A 26,509-nucleotide genomic window follows, 5' to 3' on the forward strand; every position below is an offset into this window, starting at 1 on the left:
TTATTTTTGTAAGATTTTTTTATAAGACATTGTCTAAAGATTCAAGCATAGTATTAACTTTTGCTTCAATATTTCCATCAAAGTTTCCAAGGTCACTAGCAATTACAACTCCACCTGCTGTAACATTTGGATCATCAACTAATTGAATAAAACTTTCTAGGTTTAAATCATTTTTTAATATCTCATAATCCTTTGGGTTTAAATGAATTTTAACTTTTGAGGCATTTTTAATTTTTTCTAATAAGTGAGCAATAGTCTGTTTTGCTATGGCTGCTGAGTTTTGTCCCACTTCTATTGCAATAATTTTCTGAGCTATAGAGATAGAAGTCTTAAGAATTTTTGTCTCCATTTGAAAAGTTGCTTGCTCAAAAAAGTTTGCATAGTGCTTTAAATCTTTTATAGCTTGAACTACTTGAGCATCAATATCCTTAACTTTTGCACCTGCATTTTCTAAATTTGATACTTTTTGATTCATTTGTGCAAGTTGAGTACCTAAACTTTTTATTTCATTTAGTACTGCTTCCATATCACCATTTATATTACTTGTATTTAATACAGATGTTGGAATATTTACTTGTTGTGTTTGTCCAGATTCATCTTGTACAAAAGTACCAAGTTGATACTCTTGAACTTCGCTATTTTTTACAACTTTTGCATTTGAGTATACGTTTGCTTTATTCATTATTGTTCATCCATATCTCTATCAATAGAGCCTTCTTCAATCATCTTCTGTGCAACATCAAGCATTTTTCTTTGTGCAGCTTCAATATCTTTAATTTTAACCTTAGTAAGCATTTCAAACTCTTCTTTGAATCTATCACTTGCTCTTTGAGACATTGCACTTGTGATTTTAGTCATATCATCTTCAGTAGCATTTTTCATTGCCACTGCAACATCAGCTGTATCAACATTTTGTAAAATTTTCATAACATGTTCAGAATCTAAGTTTAATAAATCTTCAAATACAAACATATTTTCTTTAATTTTAGTTGCTAATGAAGTATCAACACCATTGATATTTTTAAGAATATCTTGTGACTTAGGTCCAACTCTATTTAACATATCAGCAACAACTTTAACACCACCAACGTCAACAATAGAAGACAGAAGTGATTCAAGTTTCTTCTCTAATACTACAGAAATAGTTCTTACAACATCAGGTGATACATCTTTAATTGTTGCCATTTGCATTGTAACTTTGACTTTAATATCTTCTTCTAATTGCATTAAAACATCTGCTGCTTTTGTTGCTTCCATATGAGAAAGGATTACTGCAATTGTTTGAGGAGACTCATCTTTAATGAAGTCAGATAACTGCTTAGGATTAATTGCATCTAAATAAGCAAATGATTGTGCAGCAAGTTTCATTCTTGAAAGTTTTGCTAAAACTTCATCAGCCTCACCTTTTCCTAAAGATTTATACAGAATATCTTTAGCATAGTCATAACCACCTGAACTAATAAAATTTTTAGATCTAGTAAATAAGTGAAACTCTTCTAAGATAGCTAAAGAAACTTCCTTGTCTACAGAAGAAATCATAGTAATTTCCGTTGAAATATCTTCTACAATATTTTTGGGTAAATGTTGGAAAATCTTTACGGTAGCATCTTCGCCAATAAGGACACAAAAATGTGCAACCTTACTTAGCATTGACATCCCTTTTAATAAGTCTTTGTTATTATCTTCAGCCATATCTATTTTCTTTCTGGTTTAAATTTGCCACTACCCTCTGAAAGTAGTAGTTCAATCATTCTTGCTATCTCTTCTGGATTATTATTAATCTCTTTGTCAATAGCTTCAATTAATACCTCATACTTAGCAGCACTCTCTTCATCTAAGCCTTCAATATTATTCATAATTTGGCTTTTAACTTTTGACTTTAGTCTGCCCTTTGCAGTACTTGCATCAAATTCATCTTCATAGTTTCCTAAAAAATCATTCATAAAGTCTTCATCAATAGGATTACCTTCTGCATCAACTTTTCTTTTCCCATCATCTCCTAAGATAACAACTTCATGATTTACAATAAATTTCTTATAGAAGATAAATAAAAGTACAGCTGCGATTAAATATTGGAAATACTCACTAAATTCTTTAAGTATTGATTTTACCATACTTAAAGTGCTTACAGATGAATCTGCTTCAGTAGCATCTACAATTATAGGGTTACCATTTTCATCAACCTGAACCTTAGTATTTTTCATAGTAACAAACTTAAAGGCTTTTACAGCAATTTTATCACCTCTTTTTGCACTAAAACCTATTGTTTCTTGAACAATAGATTCAATTGATGCTAAAAATTCTTCTTTGTTTTCATTATTTTCAAAAACAGTTGAGTCAAAAGTTACAGCTGCACTTACTTTCTTAACAGAAGAATAGTTGTTGTTTTTTTCATCAATTATCTTTTTAGAGATTTCATAGTTAGTTATATTTTTAGAACTTTCACTACTTGATTGAATGCCATTATTTCCATTTGCTTCATCTGGAGGTTGAATATTATTTTCAACTCCTGCAGTACCACCAGTACCATTATTCCCACCAGTTGCACTTGAAACATTTTCAGTTGTTTGTTGACTTCTTATTGTCCCTTCAGGCTCATAGATTTCTTCTTGAATATGTCTTTTCTTAAAATCAAGTTCCATTGTTACTCTTGCAACAACTCTCCCTACTCCAACAACTGGCTCTAATAATTCAACAATTTTTTTCTCATAATCTTTTTCAAGCTTTTGTTTATACTTATTTTGAGTTAATGATTTTTCATTTTCAATTTCATCATTTGACATTTGAAGTAAAGCACCATCTTGATCAATAAGTTTAATATTTTCAACCTTTAAATCAGGTACTGCTGATGATATAAAGTTTTTAATTCCATCAATTTGTTTTTGAGTTAAAAAAACTCCAGGTTTTAAAGAAAGTACAGCAGAGGCTGTTGGGTCAGTTTTTCTTTCTGTAAAAATAGTATTTTTAGGAATTGCTATTTTTACACTTGCACTTAAAACTCCAGATAGAGACTCTAAAGACCTTGATAGTTCACCTTCTGTTGCCCTTAAAAATTTTACATTATTTTCAAAGTTTGTTGTTCCTAGAGAGGATTTTTCAAATATTTCCCAACCTACGTGTTTACTCGTCGCTGCTTCACTTGTTACAAGTTTAATTTTTGCAATATTAATAAACTCTTTTGATGTTTTAAGTGTAAGAGAGTTTCCACTTCCAATAACAGAAAAAGGAACACCTGATGCTTCAAGTTCATTACTTGCCATCATTACTTGATTTTTTGTTAAGTTACTTGCGATTGTATAATTAAGTTTTTTATCTTCTGCTTTTATATTCGAGTATACTAATAATCCAACTAGCAGCACAAATAAAATAGAAAAACCTCCAATTATTACAGCTCTTTGTGCAGCATTTAAGTTGTTAATAAACTTTACAAGTTGATCCATAAAATAATAATCCTAATTAGTTTTTTTGTGATGATTCTATAACTGATCTAAATAGTCTTGAATCTTTTTTGATTGATGATTGGATAGCATCAAAAATAATCTTATTTTTTGACATTTCACTCATTTGATTATCCATGCTAACATTATTTCCATCATTTTGTTCTTTTAATCCTTTTACATTAACTAATCTAGGCTCATTTAGTTTGTTAATATCATTTAAAGAAGGATTTATATGTTTTGTATTTGTTGTAAAAAGCTCTAATTCATTATTACCTTTTACTTTACTCATTTCATCTTCAAAAACTAACTCTTTAGTTTTATAACCTGGTGTATTTACATTAGCGATATTACTTGAAATAACATTTTGTCTATCACTTCTAAAGCTTAAATGTTTAAATAATAAGTTAGTTACTCCACTTGCTTCCATTATCTACTTGTATCCCCAATTTTCTGAACTAACACTTCATTCATTTCACTTTCTGACTGAATAGCTTTTTGTGCTTGTTCTAGTCTTCTATGAGCATCAATCAAAGCTACCATTGATGAAACACTATTTACATTTGATTTTTCTAAAGAACCTTGCATAAATTGACCATCATTATTCTCTATTGGAAGAATATTAGCTTGATCATTTTTTGCCATAAAATTATTATCTTTATATTTTTGTAAATCATCATAATTAATTCTTACAACTGCAATTTGTGCCTCAAAGTCTTCACCAGCTTCAATTGCAATTGGTTCATCATCATTTGATAATACAGGCTGTCCATTTGAATCTACAAGAATACCATTTAAATTTTTAAATGAACCATCTCTTGTATAAACAACATTTCCCGTATTTTCATCTCTTACTTTAAAAAAAGTATCAGATTGAGTTAAAGAAAAGTCTAATGCATTTCCAGTTGGAACAATTGGTCCAAGTTCTGCATTTATATATTTTGTATCCATTTTTGGAATTGTATTAACTACTTCATTTAGTTTTGTAGGGTCAAAACCTTCTTTTTGGGCTCTTTGCATATAATAATTAAAAGACCCTTCAGCTGTTCCTTCTTGTTTAAAACCAACTGTATTTACATTTGCTAAATTATTAGAAATCACATCGATTCTATTGATTTGATTAATCATTGATGCTGCTAAAGGATATTTTGCCATTATTATCTCCTACTTATTAAACTCTGCAATTAAAGCATCTAAATCATCTTCTGCCATTAAATCACCAGTTGACGAATCTCCATGAATATGTTTTGCAACTGCAATCTCTTGGTAATCATTTTCATCTTCAAAAAGATTATTTAAATATACAGTTAATTTTCTAATAACAGACATAACTCTTTCAATTTTTTGTCTATTAATATCATGGTATTGCATTAATTCCATTGCTTGGAATATTTCCATATTTCCATTATTTATTTTGTCATTAATATCAGAAATAAAGCTACCCATTTTTTCTGCTTGTTCAAGGTTTTGTTTAAATGCATCTATATTGGGGAACTTTTGATTTAATGAAGACAACATAGCTGTCTGTTTTTCATTAAAGCTTGCTAACTCTTGAACATCATTTTGTATTTCATTATTATAATCTAATATATTACTTAATACATCAAATATCTTTGTTGCTTTCTCTTCTGAGTCATTTGCAACTTGACTTAATTGATTCACAACTTTGTTATCTTGTTCTACAGGTAAAGGGAAAACTCCACTATCAATTTTAGAATCAATATCTTGAATATCTGGGTCTATAGCAGGAATATCTGGAATATCAACTTTTTTTGCTTCTTCTTGAACTCCATCAATAGAAGAAAGAATATCTTCAAAATTATCTTTTTCTTCTGGTGTTTCCTGAACAATACTCTCTTCAATTGACTCTTCAACTATAGGTGTATCAATTTCATCTATTACTGGTGTATCAACAGAAGGTACACTACTTTCTGTAATTTCAGGTTCAGAAACATTTTCTATTGCTTCAACCTCTTTTAAAACATCATCAATACTTTCACTTGTATCAACACCAGGAGTTGTTTCTTCAATATTGTTTAAAATATCATCAACTGATTCTTCTTCAATATTTTCATCTTTGTCACTTACTATCTCTTCAGTTTGCGCAATCAAATCATTGATGTCATCTTCTGACATTTTAGAGTTTTCTGTCGTCTCTTCTACTTGAGGCTCTGGCGCTGCTTCTTGGCTAGGTTCGGGCTGCTCAGCAGGTGTAGCCTCTTCCTTTGAACTATCATCTTCAAAGTCTAAACCATTCATTAAAGCTTCAATCTCTTCTTGACTCATACTCATTTTAAAACCTTTTATTGGTACTGTATATTATTATTTATTATTTTAAAACTCCATCAAGCTTCTCTTTTAAAACTTGCGCATTAAATGGTTTAACAATATAGTTATTTACACCAGCTTTAAGTGCCGTAATAACCTCTCCTTTACCACCTTCAGTAGTAATCATAATAATAGGAACTTTTTGATGGTTACCTTCAGATCTAACCTTTTTAACTAGGTCTAAACCATTCATATTAGGCATATTCCAGTCTGTTAAAATAATGTCATATTGACCTTCTGTCAAAAGCTTCCACGCTTTAACTCCATCTTCTGCTTCATCGAAATCTTCTTTTGCAAAACCTAATTGCATAACAACATTACCAATGATTCTTCTCATTGTAGAACTATCATCTACTATCAAAATTTTCATAATTTAACCCTTATCAAAAAACTATATTCAAAATCTATATATTATATTAAATTTGTTTTAAATTTATACTTAATAAATAAAAAATTGCTTAATAGAATTTATCAAAGTTTAAATGTACTTTAAATATAATTATTTAATATTACTTTAATTAAAAGGGATACCATGATAAGAGGTTTATATACTGCAGCAACAGGAATGAATTCTATGCAACATCAAATTGATGTTACATCTAATAATATCTCAAATGTGAATACTTCTGGTTTTAAGAAAGATAGAGCAGAATTTCAAGACTTAATGTACGAAAGTTTAAACTACACAGCGGGTAGAACTTCTCAAAACACAATGAATCCAACAGGAATGGATGTAGGTCTTGGTGTTAGAATCTCTGGTATTCAAAAAGACTTTCTACAAGGTGATCTAAAAAATACTTCAAATCCTCTTGATGTAGCAATAGAAGGAAAAGGTTTTTTTCAAATCACTCAACCAAATGGTGAAATAGCTTATTCAAGAAATGGTCAATTTAAACTTGATGATGAAGGAAATATAGTAAATGGTAATGGTTACCTTTTAGAACCACAAATTACTGTACCAGATAATTTAGTTGACATTTCAATTGGTACAGATGGTATTGTAACCGGTAAAGATCCACAAACTGAAGAAGAAGTAGAGATTGGACAAATTACAATAGCTGACTTTATTAATCCTGCTGGTTTAACACCTGCAGGAGAGTCATTATTTAAAGCAAGTGAAGCATCGGGTGACCCAATTGTTGCAAATCCTACTGAAGACCAATTAGGTGGACTAAGACAAGGAATGATTGAGCTATCAAACGTAAAACTTGTTAATGAAATGGTTGATTTAATTACAGCTCAAAGAGCTTATGAAGCAAACTCTAAAGCAATTACTACAACAGATAGTATGCTTGATACAGTTAATAGATTAAAAAGATAATTATTAGTTTTTTAATTCCATGGATTTAGAAAGATTAAAAAAACTCAGAGAAGAGAACTTTTTAAAACATAAAAAGAAGAAAAGAGAATATTACTTAAAAAGTAAAAATAAAGACTCTTCTTCTGCTAAATATAAAGACTTAAAAAGTATTGACTATTCAGAAGAGTTAAATGATGAAAACTTTTTAAAAAATATGAAACTTATTGCAAAAAAGCAAAAAGGACATATAGATGATAGAAAAGAACAGATCATAAAAAAAATTCAAGACTATAAAAAACAGAAAAAAGATTACTATCAAGAGAATAAAGAAGATAGATTAAACTATGATAAAGAGTATAGAGAGAAGAAAAAAGAAAAACTTCGAGAATATAGAAAAGAATATTACAGAAAAAATAGAGAAAAGATACTAGCAAAACAAAAAGAAAAAAGAAAACTAAATAAAGAGTAGAAAATGGCAGAAAAAACAGACCAAGAGATAATTGAAGAATTAGGTTTAGAACAAGATAATAATCAAACTACTGATACAGATACACTTCAGCCTGTAGATGGTGAAGAAAATTCATCTGCAGATAATCTTTCAGAGGAAAATAACTCTGATACTGAAACAAATGAAGAGTATGATACTAATACTATTGAAAATGAAGACTTAGATGAAGAACCTATTCAAAAGAAAAAACCCAGAGTTTTAAAAATTCTGATTGGTGTAATTGCTGCTTTATCTGTTGTATTAACTTTAGGAACTATTATGTATTTAGCTGGTTTCTTTGATGATGAAGAAAGCAAAGAACCTCAAGCTAAAGCTCAAGCAGTCAAAGTAGAAAAAAAGCCTGAAATCGATATTGATATTGATGATATTGATAAAAATAAATTGAATAAAAAACTTCAAATGCTAACTAAAACTGAAATTTTAAATAAAGAAGAACTAGAAGCCGAAGAGAAAAGAATTCAAGAAGAAGAAAAAAGAAAAGAAGAAGCTAAACAAAAAGCAATAGAAGAAGAAAAGAGAAAAGAAGAAGAAAGAATTGCAAAAGAGAAGGAAGCTTTAGAAAAAGAGAAACAACTTCTTGAAGAAAGACAAATGACTATTAAAAAAGAGCAAGAAGAGTTCTTGAAACTTCAAGAACAAATTAAACAAGAGTTTGAAGCACAAAAAGCTAAAATATTTGAAGAACTGCAAAAAGAAAAAGAGAGTATATCTTCAAAACCTTCAGAAGAAACAACAAAAACAAATGTTGAAAAGATTATTGAAAAAACAATTAGTAAGGAACAGATACCAACAAGTCAAGAAACTGAAGTAACTCAAAATGAAATAGTAGAAGCTAAAGAAGAGATGATTCCTCCTGCACCAAAAGAAGAGACAAATGATATTATGAATGCAAATCTTTTCTTATCATTTATCAATGTAGCTGTTATAAAAGGAGATCTTCATAAATCATACTTAGATAAAGTTGAAAGCTTTGATAAAAAGATTTCTTTATGTAGAGACTCTAAAAATAGAATTGAAATATACTTTGGACCATATGAGTCTACTGTTGAAAGAAACAAAGTATTTAATAGTTTAATGGATAATGGATTTAAAGATGCTTTCTTAGTAGATTTTACAAAAGAAGAGTATCAAAAAAGATGTAATTATTAGAAAACTTTTAAGAGTTTTCTAGTATTACTAATGAGTCTTTAACTTCTATTTTCTTCTTATCAGTATCTACGCTTACAATATAGTTTTCAATATTATAAGGGATTAAAAAAGTTTTTGGAAGACCTTTATCTACTAACTCAGTAGATGTTTTAATTTCTAAGTAATCTTCAATTGGATATCGGTGTATTTCTACAACCTCACCTAAATCTAAATCATTTTCAAATACATGACATGAAACAATATCAAACCAGAAGTGTTCATTCTCTTCTAATTTACAGTCATTCTTTGTTTGTTCCATTGTTACATATAAAAGTTGATTTGTAAGTCTTTTTGCAGTATCTACATCATCGTAAGTCTCAAACTTAACTAAGTCTCTATTTGAATTGTATTCTTCAAGAGTTAATGTAAGTTTTTTGTCTGTAGTAAAGCTTGCGCCTTTTTTGAATTGCTCAGGGAAGTCAGAGTCAATAAAAAGTCTTAAGTGACCTTTTAAGCCTACTGCCTTACCTAATTTAGCAACATAGATTTTATCATTCATGCTAGTTTGACAACACTTGTATTTTGTAAGATACCCCATCTTTGGCTTTACAACCGTTTGCCATAGTTTTTAATGCATTTATCATGTTTCCATTTTTACCGATAAGTTTACCGATATCTGCACTATTAGCATTGATAGTTATCTCTGTAAAAGTTTCATCTACTACATTAGTTGAGATGCTAACATCTTCAGGGTAACTTACTATAAGTTTTGCATAGTTTTCTATAAAATTAGTAATCATGATAAAATCTTATAATAAATTTACTTTTTTTCAGCTAATTTCTTAACTCTCTCAGATGGTTTTGCACCAACACTTAGCCAATAGTTATATCTTTCTTCATCTAATTTTAATACTTTTGGCTCAACTACTGGGTTGTAGTAACCAATTGATTCAATCCAACCTGAATCTCTTCTTTTTCTTGAGTCTGTTACAACGATTCTGTAAAATGGTTTCTTATTTCTACCCATTCTTGTTAATCTAATTACTGTCATTTTTATTCCTTCTGTTTAATTATAGTATTGAATTCTAAACTCCTCTTTTTTCAAAGTAAGTTTACAACTCAATACTATTTAGTTATTACCTATTTAGGTAAGTTAAGTCCTCCTGGACCACCTTGACCTTGCATTTGTTGCATCATGTTTTGTAAACCTTTCATTCCACCTTTAGAAGAAAGTTTTTTAGCCATTTTAGATGCATTTTTAAACTGCTTAAGTATTTTGTTCACTTGCATTTCTGAAAGTCCAGAACCTCTTGAAATTCTTTTCTTTCTACTTGGGTTCATTAAGCTTGGATTTTCTCTCTCTTTTGGAGTCATTGAACCAATTAATGCTTTAATTCTTTTAATCTCATCTGAGTTTTCAAAATCCATATCTTTTATTGGTCCAGCCATTTGAGAAAGACCAGGAATCATTCCAATAATTGACTTCATTGAACCCAATTTACTCATCATTGCAAGTTGGTCTAAAAAGTCATTAAAGTTAAACTCACCCTTTTTAATCTTTTTAGATACTGCTTTTGCTTTCTTTTCATCAATTACAGCAGCAGTTTTTTCAGCTAAACCTTCAATATCCCCTGCACCCATAAGTCTAGATACAATTCTATCAGGGATAAACACTTCAAGGTCTGGCATCTTTTCACCAATACCAATAAATCTTAAAGGAACACCTACTTGATGTGAAATAGAGATTGCAACCCCACCTTTTGTATCACCATCATATTTTGATAATACAACACCATCAATTCCAATTTTTTCTTTGAATGTAGTTGCTGTTTTTGTAGCGTCATGTCCAGTTAAAGAATCTGCAACATAAAAGATTTCATCAGGCTTTACTGCTTCTTTTACATCATATAATTGCTGCATTAACTCTTCATCAATAGCAAGTCGTCCAGCTGTATCTATTAAAAGTACATCATAGTGTTCTTTTTTTGCTTTCTCTTGAGCTGCAAGTGCAATTTTAATTGGATTTGTTTCATTATCATCAAAGTAAATATCAACTTCAATTTGTGCTGCAATTTGTTTTAATTGTTCAACTGCTGCAAGTCTTTGTAAATCACAAGCTGCAACTAAAACTTTTTTCTTTCTAAGTTTTAAGTAGTTTGCTAATTTACCAGTTGTTGTTGTTTTACCAGAACCTTGAAGTCCTGTCATTAAAATAGTTGTTGGAGGAGTAGCAGAGAATACAAAACCTTGATTCCCTTCTGTTGTTAGAATTTTACTAAGCTCACTTTGTAATGCTCTTAAAAATGAGTCTTGACCTATTCCTAATCTTTTTGTTTCTAATTCAACTGCAGTAACAAGTTCTTTTGTAGTTTTGTGGTGAACATCTGATTTTAATAACGACTTTCTAAGTTCTGTTGTTGCTTTTTTAAGTGATGCTGCATCATCTTTATGTCTTATTTTATTAACTGCACTTTTTATTGAACCGGTTATTGAATCAAACAAAATAAACTCCAAACTTTAATAATTTTTGTGGATTATATTGAAAGTATACTTTAAGTTAGTTTAAGAGAGGTATTGTTTTAAGGATTTTTTAAATTTATTATTTTAAAGAAATCCCTATTTTAGGGATTCTTTATTTTCAGAAAGCTTAATTTTTAATTAAAGTCATACACTTTAAATTCTCTTGGTTCCTTTGCTTCAAAGTCATAATCAAATATTTTTGTTCTTTTTGAGTGAAGTAAAACTCTATTTATATTAGCAACAGGTTTTCCATAAATAGTATCTCCAATTATTGGAAGTCCTATATTATTTAGGTGTACACGGATTTGATGTGTTCTTCCTGTATCAATTACAACTTTTACCTTTGATTTATTTCCCTCAACAAACATTGGGTATATAGTTGTTTTTGCTGGTTTACCTTTTTTGCTATCAACTTTTGATTTTGCTTGACCTCTATCTTTTGTTGTTAGAATTGGTTTATCAATCTCTATTTCATCAATTACTTTTCCATCTACAATTGCAACATACTCTTTATATACATTGTTTGCTCTAAACTCTTTAATAGCTTTTTTCTGAAACTCTTCATTTTTTGCAAATAGCATAACACCACTTGTCTCTTTATCAAGTCTATTTAACATAATTGCCTTTGGAAACTTTCTTGCTATTTCATCTGAAGTTAAAAACGCTGGTTTATCAACTGCTAAGATATCATCATCTTGGAAAATTACTTTAACTACTCCAATCTCTTTAACAGTAAATCTTGTATCAGTATCTATCTCACCTCTGGCAATCATTACTTTTTTTCCAGCAGCTTTTACTAAACCTTTATCAATAAGCTCTTTTGCTTTAGAGTTTGAGATTCCTTCTTGTTTTGCAAGAACTTTATATGCTTTATCATATGCCATGTAATTCCTTTATTATTGGCTGTATATCACCTTCTTGTACTAAAGATGATTTTTCTAAATCTTGAGCATTTTCTAATGCTTCTTTTAATTCATTGTCTTCAATTAACTTATAATTTTTAACACACTCAAATAGTGATTTTTGATTAAAAATTCTTTTTCCTGAAATTAACTTACATCCAAAGTAAGCTGGCTCTACAGGGTTATGTCCACCTACATTTGCAAAAGCTCCACCTAAAATTACAATATCAGAAATTGAATAGATATTGTTTAGCTCACCTAATTTGTCTACTAAAATTATATCAGAACTGAAGTCTTCTTTTTGTGAAAATCTATGAAAAGTTAAACTATTTTTTTGTGTAAACTCTTCTATTAACTTTGCAACCTTCTCAAATCTTTCTGGATGTCTAGGAACAATAACTAATTTTCCATACTTTCTATCATAAGAGTTTAGAATTAGTTCTTCTTCTTTCTCATGAGTACTTCCAGCTGTAATTAAAGTATCATTTGGCTTTTCAAAGTTTCTTGATACCTTTGGAAGTTGAGCAAGTTTAATATTTCCTATGACTTTTACATCTTTTGCCCCAAGTTCTAAAAGTCTTTCTTTATCTTCTTTTGTTTGAGCAAAAATTTTATCAATATTTGCAAACACTCTTTTATAAAAAAATGAAAACTTTTTATATGAGTTATAAGATTTATCAGAAATACGTGCATTTATTAAATATGTTTTAGCACCTTTTCTTTTTGCAAACAAAAATAAAAAGTACCAAAGCTCTGCTTCCATTACAACTAAAGCTTTTTGCTTTTTTATCCAAAAGGGTAAAAAGATTTCAAAAGGTAGATATCTAACATTTGAAGTTAAACTACTAGCTTCCTCAAAACCTGTATTAGTTATTACACTAATATTTGTTTCATCAAGTTTCTCAACTAGTGGCTTAATAGCTTTTGCTTCTCCCATAGAACAAACATGAAACCAAATAGAACTTTTTTCAAAGGGCTTATTGTTTCTTAAAAAAAATTTTGCAGGAATTGCTTCTTTGTATTTTTTGTTTTTTGTTTTATAGAGTAAGTAGGGAATTGCCAGTATATAAATTACTAGAGAAACTAGATAATATATAATACTAAAAAGGCTCAAAATTAAGCCTCTTCAGTCTCATTTTCTTTGTAAAGAATTCTTCCACAGTGTGGACAGTTAATGATCTCTTCTGATTTAATAACTTCTGAATAAGTTTTGTCATTGATTTTCATAAAGCACCCATAACACGCTTGGTCTACTACAGGAACTACAGCTGAATCTTTTGCCCATCTTCTAATTTTTTCATAGAAAGTTAAGATTTTATTATCAAATTTCTCTAATAATTCACTTCTTTCTTGATAAACTGCATTTCTTTCTTGGTTGATTTCATCAATTGCATTATCAACTGCAACTTGAATCTCTTTAATTGAATCTTCTTCTTCAGCTAATTTTGCTTGTAATTCTTTTAATTCTTCTTCTTTAGCTGCTGCAATTTCATCTAATCTATCAATCTCTTCATTTGCAAAAGTAATTTGCTCTTTAGCAATTTCTTCTTCTAATTGTAAAGCTTTTACTTCTTTTTCATTTGTAACTTCGTTATGCTTTTTAGAAATCTCTTCTAATTTAGTTTTTAATTCTGCTAAATGAATATTGTTTTTTGTTCTTTTTGATTTTACATCATCAATTTGTGCATAAGCATCATTAATTGAAGTTTTAATTGATTCTGCTACTTCAATAAATGTAGATAACTTTGCTTTTTCATTTTCAATTTTTGGTTCAAACATACTGATAGAACCATCATACTTAGATAGTTTTACTAAATCCTGTAAATACTTATTCAACCGTGTCTCCTTGTGTACAAAACTTAAATGGGTTTTTTGAAGCTGTTATTATAGCTTTTAATTGATTTTTTTTCAAATATTCACTGATAAGTCCCTCTAATAGAGTGCTGAAATACTTTTCACTTTCGTAGTGTCTTATATCAATTAAGGAAATACCTCTTGCTTTGGCTTCCATTGCATCATGATATTTTATATCTCCTGTTAAAAAACAGTCAGCTTGAACTTCATTTATTAGCGACATACCTGCACCAGTTACTAATGCAACTTTTTTTACTTCTTCGTTACATTTTACATATTTTAAATACTCTAATCCTAAACTACTAGAAATCTTTTTAGCAAAGTTTTCAAAACTATCGTTTACATTTGCATAACAAATAAACTCTTCACTATCAATAACTTCTAAATCTAAAACTTCATGTGCTACATATTTGTTTAAGTGAGTTTTATCAATATTAGTGTGCATAGAGATTAAAGCAATATTTTTTCGAATTAATTTTTTTACTAATTTAGAACTATAAGTATCATAGTTTATAGTTCTAAGTGCAGAAAAAATTAAAGGATGATGAGTTATAACTAATGAGTTTTCTTCCATCTCATCAACTATTTCCTCATCTAAATCTATAGAAATATAAACTTGGTTAAACTCATCTTCAAAGTTTCCAATAAGCAGACCTGAATTATCCCATTTTTCTTGTAACTCAAAAGGTGATAATTCATCTAAAAAACTATATATTTCTTTTATTTTCAAAACATTTCCTAGTTAAATAATTCTGGGTTTGTTTCTTTTAAGTTTGCTAATGCTTTTTTAGCAGACTCACTTCCTACTTTTTCTAATCTTTGAACTTCTTGTTCTTTATATAAAACAGCACATCCTTGTGCTAACTCTCTAACTTTAAGAATATAGTTTTGTCTTTCAGTTACAGAAATAGCTTTTCTTGCATCAAGAGTATTAAATGCATGTGAAGCAATCATACACTGATCATATGCTGGTAATGGAAGCCCTGCATCTAAACAAGATTTACACTCATTAAAAGCATCATCAAAGTGTCTAAATAACATCTGCGTATTTGCTATCTCAAAGTTATATTTAGAGAACTCATACTCATCTTCTTTGTGAACATCTGCATAAGTAGTTGTTCCATATTCATTTTTATTCCAAACAATATCAAATACAGAATCAACACCTTGAAGATACATTGCAAGTCTTTCAGTACCATAAGTAATCTCAACTGCAACAGGGTCACAAGGAAGTCCTCCTACTTGTTGGAAATAAGTAAATTGAGTTACTTCCATTCCATCAAGCCAAACTTCCCAACCAAGTCCCCATGCTCCAAGAGTTGGAGATTCCCAGTTATCCTCAACAAATCTAATATCATGTTTAGAAAGGTCTAACCCTAAATACTCTAAAGACTGTAAATACAGATCTTGAATATTGTCTGGACTAGGTTTAATTAAAGTTTGGAACTGATAGTAAGCCCCTAATCTATTTGGGTTTTCTCCATATCTTCCATCTGTTGGTCTTCTACTTGGTGCAACATATGCTGTACTCCAAGGTGTAGAATCTAAACTTCTTAGAAGTGTAGCTGGGTGAAAAGTTCCAGCTCCCGCAGGGATATCATACGGTTGTACAATATTACATCCCTGCTTTGCCCAGAACTCTTGTAACTTTAATAGAATTTCTGAAAATGTTACCATCTATTTTATTCCTAACTCTTTATTAAATTTTTGTTTATTGAAAGTAATAGTTTACTTCAATTAATATACAGGCTTTTTTGTTTGTACTATAAAATTACTTCTATATTTTTAGAAACAGTTTCAACTTTTTTAGATTGAACTATTCTATCTTCTTTTAATTTTACAGCCAACTCTTTATCTGAGATTGCTAAAATTTGCATCGCAAAATATGCAGCGTTTATAGCTCCTGTTTCACCAAGTGTTGCACTACAAACAGGAATTCCTGCTGGTGTGTAAACCGTTGAAAAGGATTCATGAATATCACTACTTTTTGTTTGATGTGATACAACTGGCTTAGTAGTTAAAGAACTAACCATTCCTGCTAAATGAGAAACAACCTTAGAAGCAGTAATAAAAACTACAGCCCCTTTTTTTTCAGCGTCTAAAACATACTTTTCTGTTCTTTTGGGAGATTTAAGGGCAGAAGAAACAATAAGCTCATATTTAACTGCAAACTTTTCAAAAGTTTCAACACAACACTTCATTGTTTCATAGTCAGATTCACTACCCATAATAATAGATACAAACTTCATTTTCTCACCTGTGATTTTTTAAACACGTGATTTTATCAAAGTTTTTCTAATAATTTAATTACTTTGGAAGCTTTAAGCTCTTGCCATCCATCAAAGCGATATAAAAGTAACGATTCATTTTTAAATATAAACTGACTATAGTCTTTTGATTTATCTTTTACATATATTGCTTTAGAGTATTCATACTCTTTTATATCTCTTTTTTGGTCATAATCTGTAAGAACTACAACACTTGGAATAAAAAAGGCATCTGCAACATGATAAGTTGATGTATTAACAGTAAATGCTTTTTCACAATTTGAAACAATATAACAAAAGTCAATAAAACTACTTGAATCATTTGATAAATCAAAATACCTATCATTTTTAAATTTAGGGTCTAACTTTAAAGTAGAAACAAATACATATTCAGGCATCTTTTCTATCATCTTTTTAAGTAGCTTTATTGCAATCTCTTTAGGTATAGATTTAGCTGCATTTGCTGAATATGGATGAAAAAGTAAAACCTTACCTTTTTGTTTTATTGTTCTTATTTTATCTTGTAAGTCTTTTTTAGGTTTGTATGAAGTGAAATTTATTTCATTATATTTTTGTTCGTTTGGAATAGCTTTATAATCAATACCTAACTTATGAAGCCAAGCATCTGTATAGTTTAGTGTTTGATAAAAACTTCTTTTAGTAACAGAACTTGCATCAACAAAAAAATCATAAGAGCAGAACTCTTTAACATCAATTGATAAAGCACTAACTTTATTTACAAAAACTTGATTTGAAAAAATCATTTTATCCCTAGAATAAAACCTATTTTCTGAAGCATTTATATATATATCTAAGCTTACACTTCTAAACTGTTTTGAAAGTTTTTCATAAAAAATTCTAAGGGCAGTACTTGCACAAATCATTTCAGAGATACTTGAACCTAAACTACCTAAAATTAGAACTTTTACATCTTTTTTTAATGTAGCACTAATCTGTTTTTTTAAATCACTTTTCTCTTCATTTAAATAAACTGACTCTACTGAGTTTTCTTCACTTTGTATAGCTATTTTATCTTTATATTTATAGTTTAGATTATTTGTAATATTGTATTCATTGATATTTGTAATACCTAGTTCTCTAGGAAACTGACTTAGGTATCTAACCTTTGCCTCATCAATAATTTTAGCTTTATATTTATTGCCAACACTTGCGAAGACTTTTTTTAAATCGCTAAAGTCTTCTAGTGTTGTTATATAGATAGTTTCATTTAGTAAGTTAGATGGCCCTTTTACTTTTGTATATTTTACTAAAGTTCCATCTGTAGTTTTAATATTTATATTATCTGTAACTCTAAATACTACCATTCTTAACTATTACAAGCACCTTCACAAGAATTGCTTTGTTCTTCTTCATTTTTAACTCTAAGCATCGTTAAATAAGGAAGTTTCCCTGGAAGTTTTATTTTATTAGTGTTTCCACTATGAACAGATTCTAACTCTTTATTTGTTTCTGTTAAAATCTTTTTAAATGATACATAAAATTTACCATCTTCTTTTTTATAGATTTTTCCTATTTCATTTTCTACTTCCTCAATAGGAGTACCTATAGGAGCAAAAATTTCAATCTCATCATTTGGATAAGTTTTATATTTACACATAAAGTGTTCTTCATCTTCTGTAATAAGTCCACTTACCTCATAGCTTCCTTTACTTAAAGCATATTCATGGTTTTGTGTATTTGTTCTATCAAAAGGTCTATGTACTAAATAAGCGTCAGTAAACCCTCTGTTTTTTGTAGTTGCAAGCTCTTCTTGATATTTGTCTGCTTCAAATTTTCCAGCTTCAAAATCATCAATCGCTTTTCTATAAGCATATGCTGTAACTGCAGCATAATACGGAGATTTTGTTCTACCTTCAATCTTAATAGAATCAACTGCACCACTTTCTAAAATTTCATCCACATGAGAAGCTAGGTTCATATCTTTTGCATTAAAGATATATGTTCCCACACCTGGTTCTTCTTCTAGTCTAAATAGTGTACTGTGGTCTTCATTTGCTGCATATAAAGTATATTCAAATCTACAGTCATTTGCACATGAACCTCTGTTTGGTACTCTTCCCATTTGTACAGCAGATACTAAACATCTTCCTGAGTAAGCAAAACACATAGAACCGTGTACAAAAATCTCTATTTCCATCTCTGGTAGATGTTTTTTAATCTCTTGAACATCTTTTAACGATATTTCTCTAGCTGCAATTATTCTTCTAACACCCATATCCCAAAATACTTGAGCATCTAAATAGTTTAATACATTTGCTTGTGTTGATAAATGAATTGGTATTTGAGGGGCAAGCTCTCTACAAAGTCTTACAACTCCTGGAGCTGCTACAATAAATGCATCTGGTTCTAACTCTGCCATTTTAATAATATGTTTTTTTAATAAGTCTATTTGAGAGTTAAAAGGAAAACCATTGATAGTTGCATAAACTTGTTTACCTCTTGCATGGGCATAATCAATACCCTCTTTAAAAGTTTCAAAGCTAAACTCTTTTCCACTTCTGATTCTTAAACTAAAGTGGCTAACACCACCATAAACTGCATCCGCACCATAGGCAAAAGCAATTTTTAATTTCTCTAAATTACCTGCTGGTGAAAGCAATTCTACTTTATTATCTTTTTTCATTATATTCCTTTGTGTTTCCAAGACACTGTTTTTAAAACGTGATTATATCAAAAAATTCTGTAGATTAAAGTTTAAAAAAAATTAGTTAGATTTTATAAGATTTAGATTATGAAGATGAGAAGAGAAGCTTCTTAGAAGCTTTCCCATTCATCATCGTCGTTATTATTTGCAGTAATCGTTTTGTTTGATGAAGTAGAAGTTGGCTCTACTTTTTTAGAAGAATAAGTTTCTCTTACTGCTTGTCTTTTTACAGGTGTCTCTTTTTTAGGTTCTACTGAGATAGCTTCTCTTATTTCAGACTCTTGACTAAAGTTTCTACAATGCTCTACTTTAATATTATCCATCATATCAAATAGACTTTGTGTTGAATCTTCTAGCTTTTTAGAAATCATTTCTAAAGTAGCATTAGATGCACCCTTTGCATTTTCATCGATATACTCTTGTACTGCTTTATGTACATTTTGATGTTCTTCTTTTAGTGAAGTCCAACCAGAGCCTTTAGTGAAATCTTTTCCAGCACTCTCTTGTTCTAAAATCCATCTACCAAAATCACACTCTTTGCAAGTTTTTACTGTCCAAGAACTATTTGAGTTCCCTACTTTTGCAAAATTATCATTCTTGAACTTAATATGGTCATTTTTTAGTTTTGCAATTTCAAATACTAAGTTAATATCACAAATCTCATTCTTTTTGTCTTGATTAAAGTTTGCTCTATCTGCAATCTCAAGCATATTTGTAGATAGCCCTGCAACTTCATTTGCAAGATTACTAATTTGTGTTGAAGACTCAGCATTTCTTTGTGTAGCTTGGTCTAAAGAGTTAACTACATCATTGATTTGAACAATACCTGTTTCTTGCTCTTTACTTGCTCCATTTACATCAGAGATTAATCCAATTGTTTCTGTAACTTTTGAGCTTAAATCAGAATATCCACCAATCATATTATTTGCAATTTGTTTACCTTCATTAGCTTTAGCTGTTGCTCTTTCAACTAACTCTTTAATCTCTTTTGCTGCTTCAGCAGATCTATTTGCTAAATTTCTAACTTCACCAGCAACAACGGCGAAACCTTTTCCTGCTTCACCTGCTGTTGCCGCTTCAACTGCTGCATTTAGTGAAAGAATATTTGTTTGGAAGGCAATCTGGTCAATTACTGTAATTGCTTCATTGATTGAACTAACTTGCACATCAATCTCTTCCATTGCACTTGTTGTTTTAGTAGCTAACTCTTGTCCATCTTGTGCTGACTTATTCAAGTCATTTGCTAAAATAGACATTCTATTTACTTTTTCATTACTAGATTTAATAATCGAAGTAATCTCTTCAACAGCAGCTGCTGTCTCTTCTAATGAAGCTGCTTGTTCATTTGCAGATGTTGATAAAGTAGATGAAGAAGAAGATAAGATATCTGTATCATTATTTAACTTTTCACCTGTTGTTGTAATCATAGATAAGAACTCTGATACTGTTCCTCCAAGTTGTTTTGTACTTGTGAAAATAGAACCAATAATACCATTTGATACAGCATGTTTGCTAGTAGTTTTATAATCAAAATTAGAGTTACCATACTCTATTAAGATTTTATTTATCTCTTCAAGCTTTGTATTAGTTCCTTCAATCATAGAGTTAATTGAAGTTTTTAACTCTTGAATTTGAGGATTTGTTGAACTTGCATTTACTTTATAAACATAGAATCCATTATTAACTTTTTGGATTACATCTTTTACTTCTTCAATTACTACAGCATCTTGCTCCTGTTCATCTTGTAAAGATTTAATATAACTATTAAATGAATCAACAACATTACCAATCTCATCGTTATTTTTCTTCTCAATCATGTCATTGCTATTTGAGTTTTTAAGATTTTCTATTGCATCTCTTAAATTTTCTAATGGATCACCAATTACTTTTTTAACTAAGTATGAATAAACCGCATAAATAATTATTATAGAGATAAAAACAAAGATTAGAATATATATAATAATAGAGTTTATTTCATCATTTGTTCTTTGCTCCATTGCTAAGATACTATCTTCTACATCATCAACATATTCACCAGTACCAATAATCCAATCCCATGGTTCAAATCTTTGTACAAATGAGAACTTTTGCTGAGGAACATCTTTCCCTGGTTTTTCCCACATATACTTAACAAGTCCACCTTCAGATTTGGCATTTGCAACTTTAGACATTTCGTTAAATAGAAGTTTTCCAGCCTTGTCTTTTACTGCTGATAAATCTTTTCCATCAAGAGAAGGTTTAATTGGATGCATAACCATCTTTGGATGAGAATCATTTATCCAGAAATATCCATTATTTCCATATCCCATGTTTTTAATAGCTTGCAGGGCATCTTTCTTAAGATTTGCAGAAACATCAGAAACATACTCTCCTGTTCCAACAACCCAATTAAAAGGTTCAAATAGTTTTACAAAAGATACTTTAGGCTGTGGCTTTTCAAAACCAGGCTTTGGCCATACATAATCAACAAAACCTGCTCCATCTTTTTTTGCTACATCAGCAAAAACTGTGAAAATTTTCTTTCCACCTTTGTCTTTAAATTCAGATAAATCTTTGTTATTTAACTGTGGTTTAATAGGATGCATTACAATAACAGCATCTGTGTCATTTATCCAGAAATATCCAGTCTTTCCATATCTTGTCCCCTCAACGATACTTCTAAGTCTTTGTTTTATTTCCTCTTGAGATACTTTTCCATTTAATCTTTTATATTCTGCTTCTAAAATTGAAAAAAGAAACCCTGTTTGCTTTTTTAGTTCTTCTTGAACTTCAACTTTTACTTTGTCAATAGCTGTTCTTTTATAGTAAGAATCAACTGTTTTCATAGCTAAAGAAACATAGTTTTGCAACTCTTTTTCTTTTTTTAAGTAAGCTTCCTTTCTAAAATTTTCAACGTCCTTCTTAGATAAGCCTTTTATAGAGTAAATAGATTGTACTGCAGTTATCACTGTAACTAATACAATTGCTATTAAGGAAATAAGTAATAATTTCCCTTTAATAGATAATGCGCCCATATTAGTATCCCTTTATATTATTTTGATTTATTTTAGCTTTATAAAATAGAATTTGTCAAGTTAAATAGAGAATTTGTAAAAATTATTTTCATTTTTCTTTATTTATGATAAAATCCAATTTTAATGGAGAAAAAATGATTGGAAAACTATTTAAAAAAACTGCTGATGATTTAATTGAAGAAATTAAGAGTAAAGATTTTAATGAATCAAAAGCAAATTCAATTTTAGAACATATTAATATAAATCATACAAATCAAAACTTACAAAATTTTTTACATATAGCTGCATTAGAAAACAATCATAAAGCTATTGCTTGGCTATTAAAAAATGGAATAAATGTTAGAGATGTTGATGGTGAAGGTCAAACAGCTTTATTAATTGCGTGTAAATATAATTATGTAAAATGTATAGAAGAACTTATAAAATACAATGTTGATGTAAATAGATTAGACTATGATAAAACATCTGCTGTTGAATATATTATTGAAAATAATCTAATTGAAGTTTACAAAAAAATCAAAGATAAAATTACAGATGTAAATAAAAAGAATCATAAAGGGCTAACTCTTTTACAACTTGCAATAAAAAATAAATCAATTGAAATAGTTCAAGACTTACTTGATAATAAAGATTTAAAAAATAAAGAAGATATACTTTTTTTTAATGAAACTTTCTTAGATGAAAAGATTTTTAAACTTCTAATTCCTAGGTTTAGTAAGTTTAGTGTAGAAGATGAGCAACAAAGAAATGCTCTATTTTATATTGTAGAAAATGGAGTTAAGAGTAAAAAACTATTTGCTCCTTTTACTCAAATTGTAGATATAAATCATGAAGATGAAAAAGGTAATAATATTCTACTTCACTTACTTTCTATTGTTTTAGAAAAAGAGTACAAAATAGAGAATGATATAGTAGAAGATTTTGAAGAAGAGTCTAAAGAACTAGAGAACTTAATAGCTATGATTCCTATAGTTGCAAATAGTGGAATTGATTTAGAAACATGCAACTATGCAAATGAAACAGCTATATCTTTGCCTGTAAAATATAAATCTATTAAAGTATTAAATATACTGCTTGAATGTGAGATTGATATAAATATATTAAATAGAGATAGACAAACTGCACTTAGTCAATCAATTATTCAAGACGCAAGTTTTACAGAAATAAATCAAACGCTTATTGATTTTGGGGCAGACCCAAATATAAAAGACAAAGATAATATTACTGCTATTGAAAAGCTGATTGAGGCAATTTTAACTGTTAAAAGTGATAAGAAAGCAAGGTTTCCAGAGATTAGCTCAAATACAGACTATATTACACTATTTGAAGCAGTATTACAAAATACAAATGCAAACCTTACTATGCTTAATTCAAAAAGAGAACCTTACTTCTTTGAAGCACTAAGATATGGAAATTTTGATTTAATCAAGCTTCTAATTAAACATGGAGCAGATATAAACCAAACAGATATGGAAGGTGTGCATGTTCTTTATAAATATATGGAAGAAGGATTAAAAGAAGAGAATGAAGTTAAGAAGAAAAAGTATTATGAAAACCTAGGTACTATTTTACTTCTTGGGGCAAATGTAAATGCAACTGACTCTTTTGGTGGGGTTGTATTACATAAAGCTATTTTGGACTTAGACATTAGTGTTGTTAGAATATTAATGAAAAATGGAGCAAACCTAAAGGCTGTTGATAACAAAGGTCGACATATGCTTCATAATGCTGTATGGAAAAACGACTTAAAGATGTTTAAATATATCTATGCACATTGTCAAGAGCTTTTAAATACTCCTGATAAGTTTGGTGTTTTACCTATAAATTATGCTGCATTCTTAGGATATACAAAAATAGTTTCTGAGATGTTAGAAAAAGGGGCTCATATTAATAACCCTCATAAAAAGACAAAATATATTTTAACTTTCTTAAAAAAGTTCCATGGTAACTTACCAAAGGTTTTAGAAGGAACAAAAGACCCTATCAAAAAAGAGAAAGTTACTAAACTTATCTCAAATATGAAAAAAGAGTTTGAGGTTTCTTCTTAAACTCTTTTTTCTAAAAGATTCTTTGCAAAAGTGTATGCATCTTCTGTTATATCTGCACCACTAATCATTCTTGCTATTTCATCTACCCTTGACTTATCATCAAGTTTTTTCACAGTAGAAACTCCATCTTTTTTATCTACTAAAAAGTGAATATCTGCTGTTGATGTTAACTGTGGTTGATGAGAGATTGCAAATATTTGATAGTTCTCTGATAATTTTTCTAAAACTGTTGCAATAGCTGAACTCTCTTTACCACTTAAGTTAGCATCTATTTCATCTAAAAACAAAATTCCATTGTTTACTATTTCAAACTCACTTATTGAAGTAAGCAGAGCAAGTCTTAATCTATTAAACTCACCACTACTGATAGTATCAAGGTTAACTCCATTTAGTTCAAAGATAACTTCATCTATTCCAGTTTGGTCTAACTCTTTTTTCTCTAAAGTTATAGTTGCATTTGAAAGATATAAATATTTTAAATAGTGATTTATTTTTTTAACTAAAACTACTACTGTTTCTTTTCTATATGAAGAAATTTTTTCAACTAATACTGAAATACTCTCTTCTAGTTTTTTTAAGTTCTTTTCTAAAATAGATTTTTCAAAAGATATATTTTCATAGCCATCTAACTCTTTTTGTTTCTCTTCTTTGTAAGCTATTGCTTCTTCTATAGAACCAAACCTTTTTTGTAGACCTGAAAGCTTTTCTAGTCTATCTAAAACTGTTTCAATATCTAACTCTTCTAACTCATAAAGTGAGTCATTAAACTTTTCAAAGATATTATTTAATTCATTTAAACTCTCATCAAAAAAACTTGAATCCTCATCAAGTAATTCTAAAGCACTATTCACATGAGAAGTATAATCAAAAATAGGACTAGCTAGTTTTATTGCCTCTTCTATTTTCTCTTTTCGTGATAGTTTCTTTTTTATTGAGTCTAACTCTTCAAACTCATCAACTTTTGGATTAATGCTTTCTATCTTTTCAATTTCAAACTTTGCAAACTCTTTTAAGTCTTCTAATTTTAGTTCATCTTCTTTTATCTTTGCAAGCTCTTTTCTTGTTTTTTCTAACTCTTTGAACTCTTCATCAAACTGCTCTTTTAAAGCTTTAAACTCTTTATTATTTTTTGCACATAATGAGTCTAAAAAAGCAATCAATTTTTTACTATCAAAATCACTTGTATCTTTTAGGTGTAAATGCTTAATAAGTTTTTTTGAAAAGCCATTTAAGTTCTTTTTTGAAATACTTTGCGCATTTAAAAAGAATCTTACTTTATCTTTTTTAATCTGTTTTATGATGATATCATCATCTTTTTCTATATCATAAGATTCATCTTCTATTTTTGAATTAACAAGAGATACTTCCCCAAGACTTGGCTTACTATCAGTTATAGCAAATAAAGATAAAATTGATTGCATCAATACAGATTTACCTGCTCCTGAAGGTCCTGTAAAAACTACAAGCCCTTTATCAAGTTCCATCTCTACTTCTTTAAACGATAAGAAATCTTTTAAATAAATTCTTTCTATCATAAATTAATTACCCCACTGTAATTTATCATTTAAAACTTCAAAGAAATTTCTTTTTGTTCTATGAATAAGTTTTGCTTTTTGATGTGCAATAGTTACTTTTACTACAGTATTATTTTCAACTTCATAAGTGTCTTGTCCATCTATTAATAAAACTGCACCTTGCTCATCTTTTATTTTAAACTCTATTTCTATATCTGCTGGCATTACTAATGGCCTTTGAGTAAGACTATGAGGTGCAACAGGTGTGATAATAAAAGCCTCAGTCAAAGGATAAACAACTGGTCCTCCAACTGATAGATTATATGCAGTTGAACCTGTAGGAGTTGAAATTATCACTCCATCTCCATAATAGTTATTAAAAGAAGCACCATCAATCTTTGCTTTGATTTTAATCATTGAAGATACAGTTTTTCTCGAAATAACAATATCATTAAAAGCAACAAAAGTTTTATCATTTACTTGACACTCTACAAGCATTCTATTGTCAATTCTATAGTTATCATTAAAGAAGTCTATTAAAAATTTTGGTAGTTCCTCATAAACAATATCAGTTAAAAAACCTAAAGTTCCCATATGAACTCCAAGGATTGGAATATCATATTTAAATGAGTTTCTAACAACTGATAATAAGGTACCATCTCCACCAACAGATACTAAAAAATCTACATTTTTACATAAATCTTCAAGGGAATGTCCATTGTTTAGATTAATCATTTTAGAACTTTTTTCTTCTAAAAATGTCTCTATATTATGAGCTTTAAAATAGTCAACTATTTCTAAATACTCTTTTTTGATTTCTGGTGATTCTGGTTTTAAGATAATCCCTGCTTTACTTTTTCTTTCAAGCTTTTTTGCACTTCTTGTAAGTTTCAAATATTTATCCTATTTGATTATATAATTTGTAAGATTTTATCTAATTAAAAGTTAAAAAGCAGTGGGTATAAAAAAAGCTCAAGCCGAAGCTTGAGCTTTTTTATTATTGTAAAAAACAAATAGTTAACTA

At 29.2% G+C, this 26,509-nt stretch carries 26 protein-coding genes; 4 read left to right on the top strand and 22 right to left on the bottom strand.

All coding sequences use genetic code 11. The annotated features are described in order from the left end of the window. Window positions 1-19: 19 nt before the first annotated feature. From CRV02_RS08910 to CRV02_RS08940, 7 genes are read right to left on the bottom strand one after another with little or no spacing between them, the layout of a single operon-like run. The gene (locus CRV02_RS08910) at window positions 20-682 is read right to left on the bottom strand and encodes a FliH/SctL family protein (RefSeq protein ID WP_129090043.1); all 663 of its coding nucleotides are present in this window, start codon (window positions 680-682) and stop codon (window positions 20-22) included. Then, window positions 682-1,692 (bottom strand): flagellar motor switch protein FliG, encoded by a 1,011-nt coding sequence (fliG, locus tag CRV02_RS08915; RefSeq protein WP_129090044.1) that lies wholly within the window; start codon window positions 1,690-1,692, stop codon window positions 682-684. The genes CRV02_RS08910 and fliG overlap by 1 nt, the downstream gene beginning before the upstream one ends. A gap of 2 nt (window positions 1,693-1,694) precedes the next feature. After that, window positions 1,695-3,440, bottom strand: coding sequence for a flagellar basal-body MS-ring/collar protein FliF (gene fliF / locus CRV02_RS08920; protein WP_129090045.1), 1,746 nt, complete (start codon window positions 3,438-3,440; stop codon window positions 1,695-1,697). A gap of 16 nt (window positions 3,441-3,456) precedes the next feature. After that, on the bottom strand, window positions 3,457-3,867 hold the full coding sequence (gene flgB, locus CRV02_RS08925; RefSeq protein WP_129084762.1) for a flagellar basal body rod protein FlgB: 411 nt from the start codon (window positions 3,865-3,867) through the stop codon (window positions 3,457-3,459). Then, window positions 3,867-4,592, bottom strand: coding sequence for a flagellar hook-basal body protein (locus tag CRV02_RS08930; RefSeq protein WP_129090046.1), 726 nt, complete (start codon window positions 4,590-4,592; stop codon window positions 3,867-3,869). Before CRV02_RS08930 ends, flgB begins: the two co-directional genes overlap by 1 nt. Before the next feature lie 9 nt (window positions 4,593-4,601). After that, window positions 4,602-5,729 (bottom strand): hypothetical protein, encoded by a 1,128-nt coding sequence (locus CRV02_RS08935; protein WP_129090047.1) that lies wholly within the window; start codon window positions 5,727-5,729, stop codon window positions 4,602-4,604. Between the two features lie 37 nt (window positions 5,730-5,766). Next, window positions 5,767-6,135, bottom strand: a complete 369-nt coding sequence (locus CRV02_RS08940) for a response regulator (protein WP_129084765.1) — start codon at window positions 6,133-6,135, stop codon at window positions 5,767-5,769. 162 nt (window positions 6,136-6,297) lie between these two features. Here CRV02_RS08940 and flgG point away from each other — a divergent pair, with 162 nt between their 5' ends. Genes flgG through CRV02_RS08955 form a run of 3 tightly spaced genes read left to right on the top strand, consistent with a single transcriptional unit; the run spans window position 6,298 to window position 8,722 of the window. Then, window positions 6,298-7,086 (top strand): flagellar basal-body rod protein FlgG, encoded by a 789-nt coding sequence (gene flgG, locus CRV02_RS08945; RefSeq protein WP_129090048.1) that lies wholly within the window; start codon window positions 6,298-6,300, stop codon window positions 7,084-7,086. Window positions 7,087-7,105: 19 nt separating this feature from the next. After that, window positions 7,106-7,534, top strand: a complete 429-nt coding sequence (locus CRV02_RS08950) for a hypothetical protein (protein WP_129090049.1) — start codon at window positions 7,106-7,108, stop codon at window positions 7,532-7,534. Window positions 7,535-7,537: 3 nt separating this feature from the next. After that, entirely contained in the window at window positions 7,538-8,722 is a 1,185-nt protein-coding gene (locus CRV02_RS08955) for a hypothetical protein (RefSeq protein ID WP_129090050.1), read from the top strand. 7 nt (window positions 8,723-8,729) lie between these two features. On the opposite strand, the gene rimM is transcribed toward CRV02_RS08955, so the two are convergent. The 13 genes from rimM to CRV02_RS09020 all read right to left on the bottom strand — a co-directional run bounded on the left by rimM (window position 8,730) and on the right by CRV02_RS09020 (window position 21,923). Next, window positions 8,730-9,260 carry a ribosome maturation factor RimM gene (gene rimM, locus CRV02_RS08960; RefSeq protein ID WP_129090051.1) on the bottom strand — a complete coding sequence of 177 codons (531 nt, stop codon included), beginning with the start codon at window positions 9,258-9,260 and terminating at the stop codon, window positions 8,730-8,732. Window position 9,261: 1 nt separating this feature from the next. Continuing rightward, entirely contained in the window at window positions 9,262-9,501 is a 240-nt protein-coding gene (locus CRV02_RS08965; protein WP_129084769.1) for a KH domain-containing protein, read from the bottom strand. Between the two features lie 20 nt (window positions 9,502-9,521). After that, a complete protein-coding gene (gene rpsP / locus CRV02_RS08970; RefSeq protein WP_129084770.1) occupies window positions 9,522-9,752 on the bottom strand; it encodes a 30S ribosomal protein S16 in 231 nt (76 codons plus the stop codon). Window positions 9,753-9,841: 89 nt separating this feature from the next. Further along, on the bottom strand, window positions 9,842-11,203 hold the full coding sequence (gene ffh / locus CRV02_RS08975; RefSeq protein WP_129090052.1) for a signal recognition particle protein: 1,362 nt from the start codon (window positions 11,201-11,203) through the stop codon (window positions 9,842-9,844). 152 nt (window positions 11,204-11,355) lie between these two features. Further along, window positions 11,356-12,105 (bottom strand): RNA pseudouridine synthase, encoded by a 750-nt coding sequence (locus tag CRV02_RS08980; protein WP_129090053.1) that lies wholly within the window; start codon window positions 12,103-12,105, stop codon window positions 11,356-11,358. Continuing rightward, a complete protein-coding gene (gene waaA / locus CRV02_RS08985; RefSeq protein WP_309109255.1) occupies window positions 12,095-13,237 on the bottom strand; it encodes a lipid IV(A) 3-deoxy-D-manno-octulosonic acid transferase in 1,143 nt (380 codons plus the stop codon). The genes CRV02_RS08980 and waaA overlap by 11 nt, the downstream gene beginning before the upstream one ends. A gap of 2 nt (window positions 13,238-13,239) precedes the next feature. Beyond that, window positions 13,240-13,959: a zinc ribbon domain-containing protein gene (locus tag CRV02_RS08990; RefSeq protein ID WP_129090055.1), complete on the bottom strand. Its 720-nt coding sequence runs from the start codon at window positions 13,957-13,959 to the stop codon at window positions 13,240-13,242. Continuing rightward, entirely contained in the window at window positions 13,952-14,707 is a 756-nt protein-coding gene (locus tag CRV02_RS08995) for a Nif3-like dinuclear metal center hexameric protein (protein WP_129090056.1), read from the bottom strand. The genes CRV02_RS08990 and CRV02_RS08995 overlap by 8 nt, the downstream gene beginning before the upstream one ends. 8 nt (window positions 14,708-14,715) lie before the next feature. Beyond that, on the bottom strand, window positions 14,716-15,654 hold the full coding sequence (glyQ, locus tag CRV02_RS09000; protein ID WP_129090057.1) for a glycine--tRNA ligase subunit alpha: 939 nt from the start codon (window positions 15,652-15,654) through the stop codon (window positions 14,716-14,718). Window positions 15,655-15,740: 86 nt separating this feature from the next. Then, window positions 15,741-16,226 (bottom strand): AIR carboxylase family protein, encoded by a 486-nt coding sequence (locus CRV02_RS09005; RefSeq protein WP_129084777.1) that lies wholly within the window; start codon window positions 16,224-16,226, stop codon window positions 15,741-15,743. A 35-nt stretch (window positions 16,227-16,261) separates the two neighbouring features. Next, entirely contained in the window at window positions 16,262-17,569 is a 1,308-nt protein-coding gene (locus tag CRV02_RS09010; RefSeq protein WP_129090058.1) for a hypothetical protein, read from the bottom strand. Window positions 17,570-17,571: 2 nt separating this feature from the next. Beyond that, entirely contained in the window at window positions 17,572-18,888 is a 1,317-nt protein-coding gene (locus CRV02_RS09015; RefSeq protein ID WP_129084779.1) for a peptidase U32 family protein, read from the bottom strand. A 131-nt stretch (window positions 18,889-19,019) separates the two neighbouring features. Next, window positions 19,020-21,923, bottom strand: a complete 2,904-nt coding sequence (locus CRV02_RS09020; protein ID WP_129090059.1) for a cache domain-containing protein — start codon at window positions 21,921-21,923, stop codon at window positions 19,020-19,022. A gap of 134 nt (window positions 21,924-22,057) precedes the next feature. On the opposite strand from CRV02_RS09020, the gene CRV02_RS09025 reads away from it, so the two are divergent. Continuing rightward, complete coding sequence (locus tag CRV02_RS09025; protein ID WP_164968985.1) at window positions 22,058-23,971, top strand: ankyrin repeat domain-containing protein; 1,914 nt, start codon at window positions 22,058-22,060, stop codon at window positions 23,969-23,971. Here CRV02_RS09025 and CRV02_RS09030 read toward each other — a convergent pair. Further along, on the bottom strand, window positions 23,968-25,506 hold the full coding sequence (locus CRV02_RS09030) for an AAA family ATPase (RefSeq protein ID WP_129090061.1): 1,539 nt from the start codon (window positions 25,504-25,506) through the stop codon (window positions 23,968-23,970). The two genes, CRV02_RS09025 and CRV02_RS09030, sit on opposite strands and share 4 nt — an antisense overlap. Before the next feature lie 3 nt (window positions 25,507-25,509). Beyond that, window positions 25,510-26,379 (bottom strand): NAD(+)/NADH kinase, encoded by an 870-nt coding sequence (locus CRV02_RS09035; protein WP_129090062.1) that lies wholly within the window; start codon window positions 26,377-26,379, stop codon window positions 25,510-25,512. Window positions 26,380-26,509 lie beyond the last annotated feature (130 nt).

Source organism: Arcobacter sp. CECT 8989 (genome assembly GCF_004116715.1).
Lineage (GTDB): Bacteria > Campylobacterota > Campylobacteria > Campylobacterales > Arcobacteraceae > Halarcobacter.